Genomic DNA, 17995 nt, shown 5'->3' on the forward strand with positions numbered 1-17995 from the left:
AGATGATTTTAACTTTTCAAAAGGAGTTGAGACTATTTTGATGTGATTCCTCAATTTGAAGGGTGGATTCGAGTAGTTGGGCACATTTAAGCTTATATTCCTGTTGGATTTCCAGTAATCAAAGAAGGATGGAAAAGCCTTATAAAAGGAGATGCTTTTACCGAGTTCTTTTTAATGTCTATTGCAACAATTGGTGCATTTATCATTGGCGAATATCCCGAAGGTGTTAAAGTCATTGTATTTATTTTAGGATTAAGTGGTTTAGCTACCATGAGGAAAGCTGTTTTTGCAGATTTAAACGTGGCACTTTTAGCCATTTTGAATGCTGTTAAGCTACAGTGGTTGCCTTGGGATTAGGGTTGTTGGTACATTAAACTTCTGTTAAACAAAATATTGAGTTGTTAAAATTTCGTAACTTCGCAAATAGATATGAAGCAATTTTTCCATAAAATAATGTCTTTAGCAATGGCTTTTGTAGTGTTATGCTCTACAATGTTATTTACTGTGAATATGCATTATTGCGGAGATACGTTAGTAGAAACTGCTATTTTTCATAAGGCCAAAGGTTGCGGAATGGAAATGGAAAAACCATCTACTGAAGGATGTTCTATTACCAAGAAAAATTGTTGTGATGATGAACAATTAACAATTGAAGGTCAAGATGAATTACAATTGCAAGTTGACAAAATCACATTTGAACAACAAGTATTTATAGCTTCATTTGTTTACACTTACATTAACCTTTTTGAAGGTTTAGAAAATAACGTTTCTTCTTACGAAGAATACAAACCGCCACTCGTCATAAGGCAACTCTACAAGATTGACGAGACTTATTTAATTTGATTTTTAAACAATAGACTGTTTTATCCTATGGCTTTATGTCGTAAGGATAATTCGCTGTATTCGGTGTTTTCTTAATACCGAATGAATTTTAAAATGATTGATAGTGAATTTGAATTATATTTTCTTTAGATGAAATAGAAAATATAAGCATAGCCAAAGTTACGGTTCTATTTTATATTGAAATATAAAGGAAATAGAAACTAATTCAATCGATTATTTTGAAGTTTATTAGGTGTCAAACCAATGTCTAACTGTTTAATAATCAAAGCTAATGCTAAATAAAAGCATCAAATTTTTAATAGAAAACAAACTCGTTGCAGTTCTACTACTCGTCCTTTTTGTAGGATGGGGAACGGTAAACGCACCTTTTAATTGGGATACAGGTTTCTTACCAAGTAATCCTGTGGCTGTAGATGCCATACCAGATATTGGTGAAAACCAACAAATCGTTTTTACCAAATGGGATGGTCGTTCGCCACAAGATATAGAAGACCAAATCACCTATCCACTCACAACATCTTTACTTGGTATCCCTGGAGTAAAAACCATTCGTAGTTCCTCTATGTTTGGCTTTTCAAGTATCTATATCATTTTTGAAGAAGACATAGAATTTTACTGGAGTCGAAGTCGTATTCTCGAAAAACTCAATTCCTTACCAAGTGGTTTATTACCAGAAGGTGTTAATCCTGCTTTGGGTCCAGATGCTACCGGATTAGGTCAAATATTTTGGTATACGCTTGAAGGTCGTGATGAAAACGGAAACGTAACTGGTGGTTGGGATTTACAAGAGTTACGCAGTATTCAAGATTACTATGTAAAGTATGCGCTATCGTCTGCAAGTGGTGTATCTGAAGTCGCTTCTATTGGTGGTTATGTTCAGGAATACCAAGTGGACGTGAATCCAGAATTGATGCGTCAATATAATATTGGATTGCATCACGTCGTAAAAGCAGTTAAAGAAAGTAATAAAGATATTGGTGCACAGACTTTGGAAATTAATCAAGCCGAATATTTAGTTCGTGGTTTGGGTTATGTTAAATCCATTTCGGACATCGAAAATGCAGTAGTCACTTCCGAAGATTACACTTCTATTAAAATAAAGGATATAGGAAAAGTCTCTTTAGGTCCTGCAACACGACGTGGCTTATTAGATAAGGAAGGTGCTGAAGTTGTTGGTGCTGTTGTGGTAGCGAGATATGGAGCAAATCCAATGGAAGTCATCAATAACGTAAAGGATAAAATCAACGAATTAAGTGCGGGATTACCTTCAAAAGTATTAGCAGATGGCAGAACTTCCCAAGTAACCATAGTGCCTTTTTATGACAGAACAGAACTGATACAAGAAACATTAGGGACGCTTAATGAAGCCTTAACTCTTGAAATATTGATTACCATTCTGGTCATAATCATTATGGTTTTTAATCTTCGAGCATCCGTATTAATTTCTGGACTATTACCTGTTGCGGTTTTAATGGTGTTTATTGCGATGAAACTCTTTGGTGTTGATGCCAATATTGTCGCCTTGTCTGGTATTGCTATTGCTATTGGTACCATGGTCGATGTCGGTGTTATACTATCAGAAAACATCATTCGGCATTTAGATGAAAACGAGAATGTCATTCCGACAGAGCGAGGAACGAGCGACGAGGAATCTCATAATGAGATTCTTCACGATGTTCAGAATGACAAACTATCAATTAACCAGATAGTTTACAACGCAACAGCGGAAGTCTCTGGTGCTATCGTAACCGCAGTAATGACCACCATTATCAGTTTCATTCCAGTATTTACAATGATTGGAGCAGAAGGAAAACTGTTTAGACCATTAGCATTTACAAAAACCTTTGCATTAACAGCATCCATTATTGTTGCGTTATTTTTGATTCCACCGTTTGCTGCATTCTTATTCAGAAAGAAAAACATTAAAAACACTTTTAAATATGTTTTAAATGGCGTTTTAATAGCATTGGGAATCGTAGCAATAGTCTATGGGTATTGGTTAGGATTGATCTTGATAGCGTTTGGAATTACAGCAGGTCTTAATCTTCAAAATAAGATAACAGACAAGCAAGCTAATCGTATTAATATTATTATTTCTGCATCAGCAATAGTATTCTTGTTAGCCGAATATTGGAGACCATTAGGTGTGGATAAAAGCATTTTCTGGAATCTCATTTTCGTAGGTGTTATTTGTTTCGGTTTATTAGGGGTTTTCTCGTTGTTTATCAAATACTACACACGTATTTTAAGGTGGTGTTTAGATAATAAGTTCCTCTTTTTGTCTGTCCCAACAGCAATCGTCATTGCAGGTTTTTTCATTATGAAAAACACAGGCAAAGAGTTTATGCCCTCATTGAATGAAGGCTCATTTCTATTAATGCCAACCTCGATGCCTCATTCTGGCGTAGAAGAAAATAAACGGGTTTTACAACAATTAGATATGGCTGTCGCCAGTATTCCAGAGATTGAAACCGTAGTTGGTAAAGCAGGTCGTACAGAATCAGCTTTAGACCCAGCACCACTATCAATGTATGAAAATATCATTCAGTACAAACCAGAATATATGCTGAATGAATACGGAAAGCGTCAACGCTATAAAGTCAATGATGATGGTTTATTTGAATTGAAAGATGGACGTTTACTAGCGAATCCAAATAACACTGAAAATGTCATCTTGAGCGCAGTCGAAAGGTCTCAACTCATTCCAGACAATGATGGCGAGTTCTACCGTAACTGGCGACCAGAAATACAATCACCAGACGATATATGGAATGAAATTGTGAAAGTTACAAAGTTACCTGGTGTGACTTCTGCACCGAAACTACAACCTATTGAAACCCGACTGGTAATGCTACAAACAGGAATGCGTGCACCCATGGGGATCAAAGTGAAAGGTCAGGATTTAAAACAGATTGAAACGTTTGGTGTACAATTAGAAAACATTATCAAGGAGGCTGAAGGCATTAAAAAAGAAGCTGTTTTTGCGGACCGTATTGTTGGTAAACCCTATTTGTTAATTGATATTGACAGAGAGAAAATAGCACGCTATGGTATATCCATTGATGATGTACAAAATGTATTAAAAGTTGCAGTTGGCGGAATGGTCTTAACGCAAACCGTAGAAGGTCGAGAACGTTATGGTGTTCGTGTACGTTATCCAAGAGAATTACGAGCAGACCCAACCGATTTACAACAAATTTACATTCCAGTTGAAAAAGGAAGTCCTGTGCCATTAAGTGAATTGGCAACCATTCGTTACGAACAAGGTCCACAAGTTATTAAAAGTGAAGATACCTTTTTGGTAGGTTATGTCTTATTTGATAAACTGGATGGTTTTGCAGAAGTCAATGTCGTAGAAAATGCACAAGCCTTAATTCAAGAAAAGATAGATTCTGGTGAATTAATTGTACCAAAAGGAATCAACTATGCATTCACAGGAACGTATGAAAACCAACTAAGAGCAGAAAAAACCTTATCGGTTGTTGTGCCTTTAGCATTGGCCATTATTTTCTTGATTCTGTATTTTCAATTCCGTTCTGTAAGCACATCATTAATGGTATTTACAGGTATAGCTGTCGCATTTGCAGGTGGATTTATAATGATATGGCTGTATAGTCAAGATTGGTTTTTAAACTTTAATTTCTTTGGCAAAAATCTGCGCGACTTATTCCAAATGCACCCAATTAATTTAAGTGTAGCGGTTTGGGTTGGGTTTATTGCACTCTTCGGAATTGCAACTGATGATGGTGTGGTAATGGCAACCTATTTAACGCAAACATTCAATAGAAATACACCAGATAATAAAAAAGAGATTAGAGCATCAGTAGTTGAAGCAGGTGAAAAACGAATCAGACCCTGTTTAATGACCACTGCAACAACTATTTTAGCACTATTACCAATCCTCACATCCACTGGACGAGGTAGCGATATAATGATTCCTATGGCAATTCCAAGTTTTGGCGGAATGCTAATTGCGTTAATCACCTTATTTGTTGTACCAGTATTGTACAGCTTGAAAGCAGAAGTTCAACTTAAAAGAACATCAAAATGAAACATATAATTGTAATAATCAGTATTTTGTTTGTTTCCGCTTTGGCGAAAGCACAAGAGCTTCAATCCTACATCCAAGAAGCAGAGTCAAACAATCCTGAAATTCAAAAGTTTGAATTGCAATACAAAAGAGCTTCTGAAAAAGTCAACGAAGTCAATACCATTCCGAATACTGAATTCGGCGTAGGATATTTTGTAAGTGAACCAGAAACCAGAACAGGTGCACAACGCTTTAAGGTGTCAGCTAAACAAATGTTACCGTGGTTTGGTACCATTACTTCACGAGAAAATTACGTGAGTTCATTAGCTAATGCAAAATACGAGGACATCGTTATCGCAAAGCGAAAACTAATGGCTTCGGTATCACAATCCTATTACAATTTGTATGCTAACCAAGCAAAACAAGAGGTGTTAACCGAAAACATCAACCTTTTAGAAACTTACGAAACTTTAGCTTTAACTTCTGTTGAGGTTGGTAAAGCATCCGCAGTAGATGTATTGCGATTGCAAATGCGTCAGAACGAAATGCAACAATTAAAAGACGTATTGCAACGACAATTTTTAGCAGAACAGACTAACTTCAATAATCTATTGAATAGAGATAATGATGTTACCGTGAATGTGGTAGATAGTTTAATGATACCTACTGAAGACTTTGATGTTACTACAGAAAATTTAGCATTACATCCCGAATTGTTGAAATATGATAAGCTCTATCAATCAGTAGAACAATCAGAATTATTGAATCAAAAAGAAAGCAGTCCTATGATTGGTTTTGGTTTAGACTATATCAATGTTGCTGAAAGACCAAAAATGGATTTTAGTGATAACGGAAAGGATATTGTCATGCCAATGGTGTCTGTGTCTATCCCTATTTTCAATAAAAAATATAAATCCCAAACCAAACAAAATGAGTTGCAACAGCTGGAAATTACTGCTCAAAAACAAGAAAGACTAAATACCCTGGAAACGCTATTAAGTAAAGCGGTTAACGAACGTATTTCAGCAAGAATAAGCTATGCTACCCAAACCAAAAACTTAAAACAAGCTAAGGATGCAGAAGATATTTTAATCAAAAGCTATGAAACAGGAACGATTGATTTTAATGATGTTTTAGATATACAAGAGTTGCAGTTAAAATTTCAAATGAATCAAATAGAATCTGTAAAGACCTATTATTTGCAGACAACTATTATTAATTATTTAATTAAGTAAACAATGAAAACATTTAACACAATACTTCTTTTATTCTTAACTTCAATTACATTCGCCCAAGTTGGGACAAATGGTGAAGATAGAAAGGAAGAAGGTCGAAACATTAAAGCGTATAACCTTACTATAAAAGAAAATGAAATAACCCTTGCAGGTGTAACCGCAAATGGAATGACAATTAATGGTGGAATTCCAGGTCCTACATTAGAATTTAATGAAGGTGACCTCGCTATTATTAATGTAACCAATAAAATGGATGAAGAAACCTCTGTACATTGGCACGGTTTAATACTTCCTAATTTTTATGATGGTGTTCCTTATTTGACAACACCACCTATAAAACCAAATACTACATTTCAATATAGAATACCTATCAACCAATCTGGTACATATTGGTATCATTCCCATACGATGTTGCAAGAGCAAAAAGGAGTTTATGGCTCAATAGTCATTCATCCTAAAGAAAAGACGTTGGACTACGACAAAGATTTGGTTATAGTGTTATCTGACTGGACCAACGAAAAACCAATGAATGTACTGAGAAACCTTAAACGAGGAAACGAATGGTATCAGGTTAAAAAAGGGACAGCAGTACCATTAAGCAGAGTTATAAAAGAAGGTGCATTAGGCGCACAATTCAAATTTTGGCGCGATAGAATGGAAGGCGCTGATATTGCAGACATCTACTATCCTGCGTTTTTAGCCAATGGTAAAAAACTTGCAGAATATCCAGAGTTTAAAACAGGTGAAAAAGTACGACTACGTTTTATCAACGCATCTGCTTCATCTTATTATTGGGTGGATTTTGGTGGTGGTAACCCGATGATAGTTGCGAGTGATGGTGTGGATGTAATACCAGAATATAAAAACCGATTTCTTTTTGCAATTGCCGAAACCTATGATGTGATTGTAACCATTCCAGAAGGTACATTAGAAATTACCGCAACAGCCCAAGATGGTTCTGGTAATACGTCCATTCACTTGGGTAGCGGAAAATTGTATCCAGCAACTGTAATAGACAGACCAGATAAAGTGGCTATGATGAAGCAAATGGCAAAAATGGATATGAAGATGGGTGCACCTGCTTTAGTGGGAAATAAAAATAGAAATACCCCCAAAGCCCTAATGCAGAAATATGGAATGAAGATGAATATGGATATGAAAGACGGACAGATGAAGATGGAGAATGAAATGAATATGGAAATGAAAAAGGATGCGACGCCAATGAATCATAAGATGTCTACGATGCAAAAGGACACCGCTTCATTTAATTATGATACACGTAAAACTTATTTCAATTATGATTTTTTAAAGGCAAAGGAAAACACCACTTTTAAGACTGATGTGCCAGTAAATGAAATTTTACTGAATCTAACTGGTAATATGCAACGCTATGTTTGGAGTATGAATGGCACACCATTATCCGAAACAGACAAGATTAAAATTAAAAGTGATGAGGTTACAAGGATTACCTTAAATAATCTGACAATGATGCACCACCCAATGCACTTGCATGGTCATTATTTTAGGGTGATTAATGAAAATGGAGAGCGTTCACCATTAAAGCACACGGTTAACGTACCACCAATGCAAAAAGTGGTCATCGAATTTTATAACGAAGAATATGGTGATTGGTTCTTTCATTGTCACGTACTATATCATATGATGGGTGGTATGGCAAGAGTATTTAGCTATGATACACCACGAGATGAAAGGATGAAACCTTATCCAGTACAAAACCTAATTGACGAGACAGACCATTACTATTCGTGGGGAATGCTTCGTGGAGGTTCAAACTTTAATGAACTTTTATTGATGTCGAGCAACATCCGCAACGAATTTGGACTACGTGCCGAGTTTGATTATAACCAAAATGCCGAGATAGAAGTAAATTATAACAGATATCTCAATGATTGGGTACGCGTGTATGCAGGCGTAAATACCGAAACTTCAACACCAGATTCTTATGATACATTCAATACTGTGGGATTGGTTGGAGTTAAATATTTCACGCCTTATAGGTTTAATGTGGATGTGAGTATGGATAATCAACTGCGCCCAAGAATACGTTTGGACAGAGAACTATTGATTTTTCCTAGAATTTTTCTCGAAGGAGAATACGAGTATAGAGCGGATTTTGGATGGGTCAATGATTTAGAAAATAACAAATCTTATCAAGGAGAAACGCAATGGTTAATTGGAGCATCGTACATCTTATCTAGAAATTTTTCAATACAAGGTAATTATAACAACCGATATGGTTGGGGTGGTGGACTTTTAGCCAGATTTTAAATAATAATTAATACATAATAATCTTTAAAACCAAAATTTATGAAAACAGTACAAAGAACAATAGGTACAATGGCACTTGCTGCCACAATGATGTTAACAATTTCCTGTAAAGATGGAAATAAAAATGAATCTGTTACAAATGGTAATAATCAGGTAAATCAAGAATCTGTAGATGACAAGGACGATATGGCAATGATAGACAATCAAGACACAAGAGCAGAAGCAATTTTAAAAGATTATTTCAACTTAAAAGATGCCCTCGTAGGCGATGATAATGATAAAGCAAAGGAATTGGGAGGCACATTGGTTAAATCTCTTAAATCTTTTGATGCATCAAAATATTCTGAAAGTGAAAAATCAGAATTGAATGACATTATCGAAGATGCTACGGAACACGCAGAGCATATTTCAGAAAGTGACATCAAGCATCAGCGTGAGCATTTCAAAGTATTGAGTAAAGATGTTACAGATATGGTTGCCATTACGGGAACAGGGATGAAGCTTTATGAGCAATTCTGCCCAATGTATGATAACAATAAAGGTGGTGCTTGGTTAAGTATGAACGAAGAAATTAGAAACCCTTATTTCGGTGACCAAATGTTGAAATGTGGTAAAGTGCAAAGAGAAATTAACTAAATGAAAATTTTAAAAATCATAGCAATAGTATTGTTGGTGGCGTTTGTGGGTATTCAATTTATACCCACAACACGCAATCAAAGTGAAGTTGTTCCAAAAACCGACTTTATATTGGTAAATGATGTCCCAAATGATATCAAGAACAAATTGCAAGTCTCTTGCTATGATTGCCACAGTAACAATACAATATATCCTTGGTACAATAAGGTACAACCGGTAGCCTGGTTTCTTGAAGACCATATCAAAGAAGGTAAGGCAGAATTAAATTTTAATGAATGGGATGATTATTCAAATAGAAGGAAAAACAGTAAACTAAAATCCATCATTAATCAAATTGAAAGTGGCGAAATGCCTTTGGATTCCTATACATTAATTCACGGAAACGCAAAATTGTCTGAAAGCGAAAAGAAATTACTCATAGAGTATATGTCAGATTTAAAAGAAAATTTAAATAATTAAAAGTCAAACATCAAAATATTCGATTATGAAACCACCCATATTTGTCTTATTACTCACGATTTTAATTGTGAGTTGTAAAGAAAGTAAACAACAAGATACAACTATCGAAACTCAAAAAGAGGTCGTTGTTGACAACACAAATGAAAAAGAGGAAGTGTTGAAAATTATGAAATCTTATAAAGATGCCATTCAAAACTTAACAACCGAAGGCACTTTTCAACTCTTTACGCAAGATGCCACCGTTTTTGAGCAAGGTAAAGTAGAAGGAACTTATAAAGATTATATAGATGGTCATTTAGGTCCAGAACTTGGGCATTTTAAAAGTTTTACATTTTCAGATTATGAGATTGATGTAAATGTAAGTTTGCCCTATGCATATACAACTGAAAATTATTTGTATACAATAGTTTTAAAGGCAGATGAAGCTAAAGGAACAAAAGAACGAACCATTGAAAGTAAAGGCGTAGCAACTTCAATTTTAAAAAAAATAGATGGAGATTGGAAGATTATTCATTCACATACTTCATTTAAAAAATTGAATCAATAAACAATGAATCATATTCTTCATATAAAAAATATGGTCTGTAATCGCTGTAAAATGACGATTATAAATTTGTTGGATGATGAAGGCTATGAAGTGGAATCTATACAATTGGGTAAAATTGTTATTAAAGAACAGTCTAGTAATGATTATGTTCGGCTAGAAACACAGTTGAATGCTTTAGGATTTGAAGTGATTAAGGATCCTACAAAGGCATTGATTGAAAAAATTAAAATTAATTTTATTCAGCATATTGAAAAAAATGATACAGATGAAATTCTTGGTAAACTTGAGAGTGAAATAGGCAAAAGTTATTCTACATTGAGTAAAACGTTTAGTAAATCAGAAGGGATAACACTTGAAAAGTATTTTATCAACCTGAAAATAGAAAAAGCTAAAGAGTATATTCAATTGAATCAGCTTAATTTTTCAGAAATAGCCTATAGCCTTAACTATAAAAACAGTAGTCATCTATCGAAACAGTTTAAACAAGTTACTGGAATGTCAATGACAGATTATAAAAACTTACAATATGGTGACAGAAAATCCTTGGATGAAATTGTATAAAAATTAGCCAGAATTAGAATAATATTATAAGGTAAGTCCTTGTAATTTAGCCTAATAATTCTAAAATATTTAAAAATGAAACACATATATCATATACACGGAATGACCTGTAACGGATGTCGCAGTCACGTGGAAGAAACACTCTCTAAAGTGGAAGGCGTTTCAGAAGCAACCGTCGATTTAGAAAAGGCTGAAGCTACCATAGAAATGGAATCACATATTCCCATTGAAAGATTTCAAGAAGCCTTAAAAAAGGATGGTGACAGATACAGTATTCATAAACAAGGTGAACAGAATCAACATTCAAAAGATAAAAAGAAAGAGCAACCAAAAGGGAAAGGCAAAGGCACATTTTATTGTCCTATGCATTGCGAAGGCGATAAAACTTATGATGAATCAGGCGATTGTCCTGTTTGCGGAATGGATTTGGTGGAAGAACAAAATCTATCAACAGCTTCAGCAGAACAATGGACGTGTCCTATGCATCCAGAAATTGTCAAAGTCGAAGCTGGTTCGTGTCCTATTTGTGGGATGGATTTAGTGCCAATGCAACCTGACCTTTCAGCTGAAGAAAAAACCTATAAAAAACTATTAAAGAAGTTTTGGATTGCCACAGCATTTACCTTGCCAATTTTCTTAATCGCAATGAGTGAAATGGTTCATAACAATCCGTTATACGACATAATGAAACAGCAATATTGGAACTGGATTCAGTTTGTTTTATCCATTCCAGTTGTCTTTTACGCTACGTGGATGTTCTTTGAACGTGCTTACAAAAGTATCAAAACGTGGAATCTCAATATGTTTACACTTATAGGCATTGGTGCAGGTGTAGCGTGGTTGTTTAGCGTGATTGGGATGCTATTTCCAGATGCATTTCCTGATCAATTTAAAACGGAATCAGGTGCGGTACACGTCTATTTTGAAGCTGCAACGGTAATTCTAACGTTAGTGCTTTTAGGTCAATTGTTAGAAGCTCGTGCTCATAGTAAAACCAATTCGGCAGTAAAAGAACTGTTGAAATTAGCACCCAATAAAGCTATAAAAATTGTAGATGGTGAGGAAGTTGAAGTCAGTATTGACGAGATAGAACTCAACGATATTCTAAAAGTAAAACCAGGTGATAAAATTCCTGTAGATGGTGTCATTACGGAAGGTAACACCAGTATTGATGAATCGATGATTACAGGTGAGCCTATTCCAGTAAACAAAGCTGTAGATGATAAAGTAAGTAGCGGTACCATCAATGGGAATCAATCCTTTTTAATGAAAGCCGAAAAGGTTGGAAGTGACACTTTATTATCACAGATTATTCATATGGTGAATGATGCCAGTAGAAGTCGTGCACCTATTCAAAATTTAGCCGATAAAGTTTCGGGTTATTTTGTGCCAGTCGTAGTAATCATTTCGGTCATCACATTTATAATATGGTCTATTTGGGGACCAGAACCTGCTTATGTCTATGCATTAGTTAATGCTATTGCCGTTTTAATTATAGCGTGTCCCTGTGCTTTAGGGTTAGCAACGCCAATGTCTGTAATGGTTGGTGTGGGTAAAGGTGCTCAAAATGGTGTGTTGATAAAAAATGCCGAAGCTCTTGAAAAAATGGATAAGGTAGATACATTGATAGTTGACAAAACAGGAACAATTACTGAAGGAAAACCAACAGTTGAATCCATAGGTACTTTTAATGATGGTTTAAGCGAAAAAGAGGTGTTACAATACATCGTATCATTAAATACGAATAGTGAGCACCCTTTGGCAGAAGCTACCGTTAAGTATGGAAAAGATCAGAATGCAGAAATATTAAAGTCAGAAGATTTTAGTGCTGTTACTGGAAAAGGTGTTGAAGCAAAAATTGATGGCAAAAAAGTAGCATTGGGTAATCCTAAAATGATGGAATATGCCAAAGCAAAAATTACCTCTACAATGAAAGAGGAAGCAAAAACCTATCAAAAAAAAGGTAAAACAGTGTCTTATTTAGCAATAGATGAAACCGTTGTTGGCTATGTGGTTATTGGAGATAAGATAAAAGAAACCAGTGCCAAAGCTATTAAAGCACTTCAAGAAAAAGGCATTGATGTGATAATGCTTACAGGAGATAATCATGATACCGCACAAGCAGTCGCATCAGAATTGAATCTGGCAGATTTTAAAGCCAGTATGCTACCAGAGGACAAACTCAAAGAAGTAGAAAAATTACAAGAAAATGGAAAAGTAGTTGCTATGGCAGGTGATGGTATTAATGATGCACCAGCATTGGCTAAAAGCGATGTTGGGATTGCTATGGGAACAGGGACAGATGTAGCCATTGAAAGTGCAATGATAACCTTAGTAAAAGGCGATTTAAACGGCATTGTAAAAGCAAGAAATTTAAGCGATTCAGTAATGAAGAATATCAAGCAAAACCTGTTTTTTGCACTTATCTACAACACATTGGGTGTGCCTATCGCAGCAGGTGTTTTATTCCCTTTCTTTGGAATATTACTCTCACCAATGATAGCCGCTTTAGCAATGAGCTTTAGCTCTGTTTCTGTTATTGGAAATGCACTACGATTAAGAACAACTAACGTATAACTATAAATATAAAACTAATGAAAAATCCAATCCTATTAATTGTGCTAGTGCTTACAATCGTAAGTTGTAAAAATGAAAAATCAAGCTTGGAAGAGCAAAAACACAATCATAACAATGGACATGAAAAAGTTGAAGAACCAAAGAAAAAACCATTAAGTCCGCATACCGAAACAATGGCAATGATAGGTGACGCTCATATTCATATTGATTATTCATCACCAGGAGTAAGGGATAGAATCATCTTTGGTGGTTTGGTTGGTTATGACCAAGTATGGCAAGCAGGAGCGCATATGGCGACTTGGTTAGAGACTAATAAAGATTTAGTTATAGATGGCAAAGCGCTTCCTGCAGGGAAGTATGGATTTTTTACAATTCCTTCTAAAGATGATTGGACTGTAATGATTAATAAAAATTGGGATCAACATGGTAAAGATGAATATGATGAAAAAGATGATGTTGTAAGGTTTAAGGTGAAACCAATAACCTTAGAGGAATCCGTAGAACATTTAGAATATAAGGTCAATAAAATAGATGATGAAAGCGGCACTATTTCAATGGCTTGGGAAAAAGTTAAAATCGAGTTTCCTTTTGCAATAAAAAATTAGAAAATGGTAAACAGGCATACAGCTTTAAAAATTAGAAAAACACATAGGTATTTGGGTCTCTTTTTAGGGATTCAGTTCCTGTTTTGGACGATTAGTGGTTTATACTTTAGTTGGACGAATATTGATGAAATTCATGGAGACCAATTCAAAAACTTGGAGTATCAGCCCAAAGCGTTTAATAATTTAATAAGTCCCTCAAAACTTAGCGCATCAGGAGGTGTTAATACGATTGAATTAAGAGATATTGAGAATACGCCTTACTATTGGGTAAACAAAAAACGACTGTATAACGCTATCGATGGAAGTCCAAAAAATAGTATTACACAAGAAGAAGCCCTCTATATTGCCAAAAACTATATGAAAAATGGTTTAGAGGTAGAATCTGTAGAGCAAATTACTGAAGCTGGAAAGCATCACGAGTATAGAGAAAGACTGTTGCCTGCTTATGTTATTTCCTATAAAACAGATGAGGCTTTAAAAGCCTATGTTTCTGTAAACGATGGAAAATTTCAAACCGTAAGACATCGTTCCTGGCGTTGGTTTGATTTTTTATGGATGACACATACTATGGATTATGAAGGTAGAGACAATTTTAACACCCTTGTTTTACGAGCATTTTCACTTTTAGGCTTGATTACCGTATTAAGTGGCTTCTTATTGTGGTTTACCTCTTCACCTTCAATTAGAAAAATAATTAAAAAAACAAAAACATAAAGTTTAACTATAAAACCAAAGATTATGAATGCTAATGAACATACAAACAATGACAAAGGAATGAGCAATTACACAAAATTCTTTTTAATGCTAGGGTCATCATTTATAGCAATGTATATCACAATGTATCTTAATACTTATGAATTTGACCACGTCTGGTTTAGTTTAACCAGATTTTATATGGTTTGCCTAGGAATTGCAGCTATGGCTCTGATTATGTTTTTCTTCATGAAAAATATGTACACCAATAAAAAGAAAAATTTAGGCATTGTAATAGGTAGTATTGTGCTCTTTCTTGGTGCTTTAGGACTGGTACGAGACCAGAAATCAACTGTTGGTGATGTTCTTTGGATGAAAGGAATGATTCCTCACCATTCTATTGCTATTTTAACCAGTGAACGAGCAGATATTAAAGATCCGGAAGTTAAAAAATTGGCAGAGGACATTATAAAAGCACAACGTAAAGAAATTGAAGAAATGAAAGCAATGATAAAACGATTAGAGAATGAAAAATAGTAAAATAGTTATATACGCAGGTTTACTGGTAGTAGGCGTGTTATTGGGTTGGTTGCTATTTGGTGGCTCATCAGATGAGGAAACTAACCATAATCACGATACTACTGAAGAAACCAATCAAATGTGGACCTGTTCTATGCATCCACAAATTATGCAACCAGAGCCAGGCGATTGTCCTATTTGTGGTATGGATTTAATTCCTGCTGAAAGCGGAAGTGATGGCTTGTTGGCAGACCAATTTAAACTCACAGAAAATGCTATGGCTTTAGCCAATATCCAAACCACTGTTGTTGGCAAAGGCAATGTTGAAGACAATACCATTAAGCTATCTGGTAAAATTGCTGAAAACGAAGAAGCAAATTCGGTACAAGTAAGTTACTTTTCTGGTAGAATTGAGCGTTTGAATGTGAGTTTTACTGGTGAGGAAGTCCGAAAAGGTCAACTATTAGCAACAATCTATTCACCTGAACTCTATGCTGCACAACAAGAATTGATTACAGCAGCATCTTTAAAAGCATCGCAACCTGCTTTGTACAAAGCGGTTCGCAATAAATTAAAGTTATGGAAGCTCTCAGAAAATCAAATCAACCAGATTGAAGAAACTGGAAAAGTAAAAGAAAACTTCCCTGTGTATGCAACGGTTTCTGGAACCGTTACAGAAAAATTGGTAGAACAAGGCGATTACATCAAGCAAGGTCAACCCTTATTAAAAATTGCTAATCTTAACACAGTTTGGGGAAATTTTGATGTGTATGAAAATCAGATTGACCGCTTTAAAAAAGGACAGGAAGTGATGATAACCACCAATGCTTATCCTAATAAGGAATTTAAAGGCACTGTCGATTTTATTGATCCAGTTTTAAACAACAAAACAAGAACCGTAACCTTACGTGTCGTTTTAAACAATAAGGACGATGTGTTTAAACCAGGAATGTTTGTAACCGCAACTATTGAAGGTAGTACTGCGAATAACGACGAAGTTATAATAATTCCTGCTTCTGCTGTGTTATGGACAGGTGAACGCTCTGTGGTGTATTTAAAAACGAACCCTAACCAACCTGTTTTTGAAATGCGTGAAATTAAATTAGGCAATCAAATGGGTAACCAATATGAAGTTTTAGAAGGCTTGTTTGCTGGTAATGAAATCGTAACTAACGGAACCTTTACTGTTGATGCAGCAGCACAATTACAAGGCAAAAAGTCTATGATGAATAAAGACGGTGGAAAAGCAATGACAGGTCATGAAGGTCATATGGGAATGGACAACAACGCATCCAACAAAGAAAATGACCTTGCCAGTATGGATGAACGTGTTGAGGTACCGAAGAATTTTCAAGAGCAATTAAAAGCAGTTTATAGTGATTATATCATTTTAAAAAATGCTTTAGTAAAAGAAGATTTAAATAGCGCAACAGGAAGTGCTAGAAGTTTATTAAACAATTTGGGTAAAGTAGATATGACATTGTTGTCAGATAATAAGACTCATAACCGTTGGATGTCATTGGAAGGCAACATAAAATCTTCAGCAACTTCTATTTCTAAAGCATCAGATATAAAAACCCAAAGAGACCATTTCAAGCATTTGTCATCACATCTAATCAATGCTGTACAATTATATGGAATCAATGAAAAAGTCTATGTAGAATTTTGTCCAATGGCAGATAACAACAAGGGTGCGTATTGGTTGAGCAAAGAAGAAAAAGTAATCAATCCATACTTTGGTGATGCCATGCTAACCTGCGGTGAAGTAAAACAAGTCATAGAATAATAAAACAAATAATAACAATTAAATTTAAGAAAATGAAAAAACTAATTTTAAGTATCGCTGTAATCGCAGCATTAGGTGTAACAAGTTGTAAAAACGAAACCAAAAAAGAAACTGAAACCACAACTACTGAAATGTCTGAAGTTATGGCAATGACAGACCTGTCTTTTGGTGTAAGAGGTAATTGTGGTATGTGTAAAAGCACTATCGAAAAGGCAGCTAATGGTGTTGAAGGTGTGGCAAGCGCCAATTGGGACGTTGATAAAAAGAAAATTGATGTCACGTTTGATGATACCAAAACTGATGCTATGGCAATTCATAAAGCAATTGCAGCTTCAGGTTACGATACAGAAAAAGTTGCAGGTGATGAAGAAGCGTATGAAGGATTACCAGGGTGTTGTAAATACGATCACGATATGATGATGAATCAATCTGGCGAAACAAAAAGTGATGACCATTCAGATCACGATCATTAGAAGTTTTGTTGTCTGTAATTTAGTTCTTATATAAACAAAAAAACTTTGTAAAACAAAGCCTTAGAGGGTTTGAAAAGTTGTGCCTCTGGTGCCGCTTTTACTTTATGCTATGTTATTGTAATTTAATCTAAAGTATTACACAAAAAAAAACCAACCATGAATCTCATGGTTGGCCTGCTATTAATCAAACAATCTGGAGCTAAGGGACAAATTACTAACTTATTCCCATTTTTAATTAGTTTCTCTCAAATGTCAACAGGTCTGTGCCACCATTGCCTCCGCTGATATCTATGAGTTCAATTCTTGTAGATGTGGTTGTTACTACATCCCAATCATCATTGAGGTCTTCAAAGTCATTGCTATCTGATACCGGGAAAAAGATGTTGAAATCTATATCGTCATCACTACTGCTATCATCACTACTATTACTATCATCTGTCACAGACCAAGTTCCTGTCATAGTGTTAGAGCCATTTGTTGCTACAAGTGATCCGTCAGCGTTGAAACTAAAGTTGTAACCGTTAAAATCCGAGGTTTCATTTTGCCCTGAATCATTGAAGTTTGAGATTCTCCATGTTCCTGATTGCGCTGTGCCTTCTATTTCTGCTATTTGCTGGTTGTTGTTGTTTGAGCTTCCGTCGTCATCGTCACTAGAACACATGGATGACATTAGTGAAAAGCTTAGCATTATTAACAATCCGATATTACCTATTTTTTTCATGATTAATTATTTTAAAATGAT

15 protein-coding genes and 1 pseudogene are annotated in these 17995 nt (G+C 35.1%); 15 read left to right on the top strand and 1 reads right to left on the bottom strand.

The annotated features are described in order from the left end of the window. Nucleotides 1-30: 30 nt before the first annotated feature. From SIB89_RS11955 to SIB89_RS12025, 15 genes and pseudogenes are all read left to right on the top strand, one after another. Nucleotides 31-243 (top strand): annotated as a pseudogene (locus SIB89_RS11955) (heavy metal translocating P-type ATPase); the annotation flags it as partial. A 186-nt stretch (nucleotides 244-429) separates the two neighbouring features. Then, nucleotides 430-843 carry an HYC_CC_PP family protein gene (locus SIB89_RS11960; RefSeq protein ID WP_412559959.1) on the top strand — a complete coding sequence of 138 codons (414 nt, stop codon included), beginning with the start codon at nucleotides 430-432 and terminating at the stop codon, nucleotides 841-843. A gap of 271 nt (nucleotides 844-1114) precedes the next feature. Then, the gene (locus SIB89_RS11965) at nucleotides 1115-4894 is read left to right on the top strand and encodes an efflux RND transporter permease subunit (protein WP_412559960.1); all 3780 of its coding nucleotides are present in this window, start codon (nucleotides 1115-1117) and stop codon (nucleotides 4892-4894) included. Next, nucleotides 4891-6108 (top strand): TolC family protein, encoded by a 1218-nt coding sequence (locus SIB89_RS11970; RefSeq protein WP_412559961.1) that lies wholly within the window; start codon nucleotides 4891-4893, stop codon nucleotides 6106-6108. Before SIB89_RS11965 ends, SIB89_RS11970 begins: the two co-directional genes overlap by 4 nt. Nucleotides 6109-6111: 3 nt before the next feature. Then, nucleotides 6112-8397, top strand: coding sequence for a multicopper oxidase domain-containing protein (locus SIB89_RS11975; RefSeq protein WP_412559962.1), 2286 nt, complete (start codon nucleotides 6112-6114; stop codon nucleotides 8395-8397). Between the two features lie 39 nt (nucleotides 8398-8436). Continuing rightward, a complete protein-coding gene (locus tag SIB89_RS11980; RefSeq protein WP_412559963.1) occupies nucleotides 8437-9033 on the top strand; it encodes a DUF3347 domain-containing protein in 597 nt (198 codons plus the stop codon). After that, the gene (locus SIB89_RS11985; protein WP_412559964.1) at nucleotides 9034-9492 is read left to right on the top strand and encodes a heme-binding domain-containing protein; all 459 of its coding nucleotides are present in this window, start codon (nucleotides 9034-9036) and stop codon (nucleotides 9490-9492) included. A 25-nt stretch (nucleotides 9493-9517) separates the two neighbouring features. Further along, nucleotides 9518-10039 (top strand): YybH family protein, encoded by a 522-nt coding sequence (locus SIB89_RS11990; protein ID WP_412559965.1) that lies wholly within the window; start codon nucleotides 9518-9520, stop codon nucleotides 10037-10039. Between the two features lie 51 nt (nucleotides 10040-10090). Then, complete coding sequence (locus SIB89_RS11995) at nucleotides 10091-10600, top strand: helix-turn-helix domain-containing protein (RefSeq protein WP_235898279.1); 510 nt, start codon at nucleotides 10091-10093, stop codon at nucleotides 10598-10600. A gap of 75 nt (nucleotides 10601-10675) precedes the next feature. Then, complete coding sequence (locus SIB89_RS12000) at nucleotides 10676-13177, top strand: heavy metal translocating P-type ATPase (protein ID WP_412559966.1); 2502 nt, start codon at nucleotides 10676-10678, stop codon at nucleotides 13175-13177. Nucleotides 13178-13194: 17 nt separating this feature from the next. Continuing rightward, nucleotides 13195-13782 carry a DUF2911 domain-containing protein gene (locus SIB89_RS12005; RefSeq protein ID WP_412559967.1) on the top strand — a complete coding sequence of 196 codons (588 nt, stop codon included), beginning with the start codon at nucleotides 13195-13197 and terminating at the stop codon, nucleotides 13780-13782. Nucleotides 13783-13785: 3 nt separating this feature from the next. Beyond that, nucleotides 13786-14496: a PepSY domain-containing protein gene (locus tag SIB89_RS12010; RefSeq protein WP_412559968.1), complete on the top strand. Its 711-nt coding sequence runs from the start codon at nucleotides 13786-13788 to the stop codon at nucleotides 14494-14496. A gap of 24 nt (nucleotides 14497-14520) precedes the next feature. Beyond that, on the top strand, nucleotides 14521-15012 hold the full coding sequence (locus SIB89_RS12015; protein WP_412559969.1) for a DUF305 domain-containing protein: 492 nt from the start codon (nucleotides 14521-14523) through the stop codon (nucleotides 15010-15012). Beyond that, entirely contained in the window at nucleotides 15002-16780 is a 1779-nt protein-coding gene (locus SIB89_RS12020) for an efflux RND transporter periplasmic adaptor subunit (protein WP_412559970.1), read from the top strand. The genes SIB89_RS12015 and SIB89_RS12020 overlap by 11 nt, the downstream gene beginning before the upstream one ends. A gap of 32 nt (nucleotides 16781-16812) precedes the next feature. Beyond that, entirely contained in the window at nucleotides 16813-17253 is a 441-nt protein-coding gene (locus SIB89_RS12025; protein ID WP_412559971.1) for a heavy-metal-associated domain-containing protein, read from the top strand. Between the two features lie 235 nt (nucleotides 17254-17488). Here the strand turns inward: SIB89_RS12025 and SIB89_RS12030 are convergent, their stop codons facing one another. Then, a complete protein-coding gene (locus tag SIB89_RS12030) occupies nucleotides 17489-17974 on the bottom strand; it encodes a hypothetical protein (protein WP_235898280.1) in 486 nt (161 codons plus the stop codon). Nucleotides 17975-17995 lie beyond the last annotated feature (21 nt).

The sequence above is a fragment of the Winogradskyella sp. MIT101101 genome (genome assembly GCF_047126865.1).
In the GTDB taxonomy this organism is placed as follows: domain Bacteria; phylum Bacteroidota; class Bacteroidia; order Flavobacteriales; family Flavobacteriaceae; genus Winogradskyella; species Winogradskyella ouciana.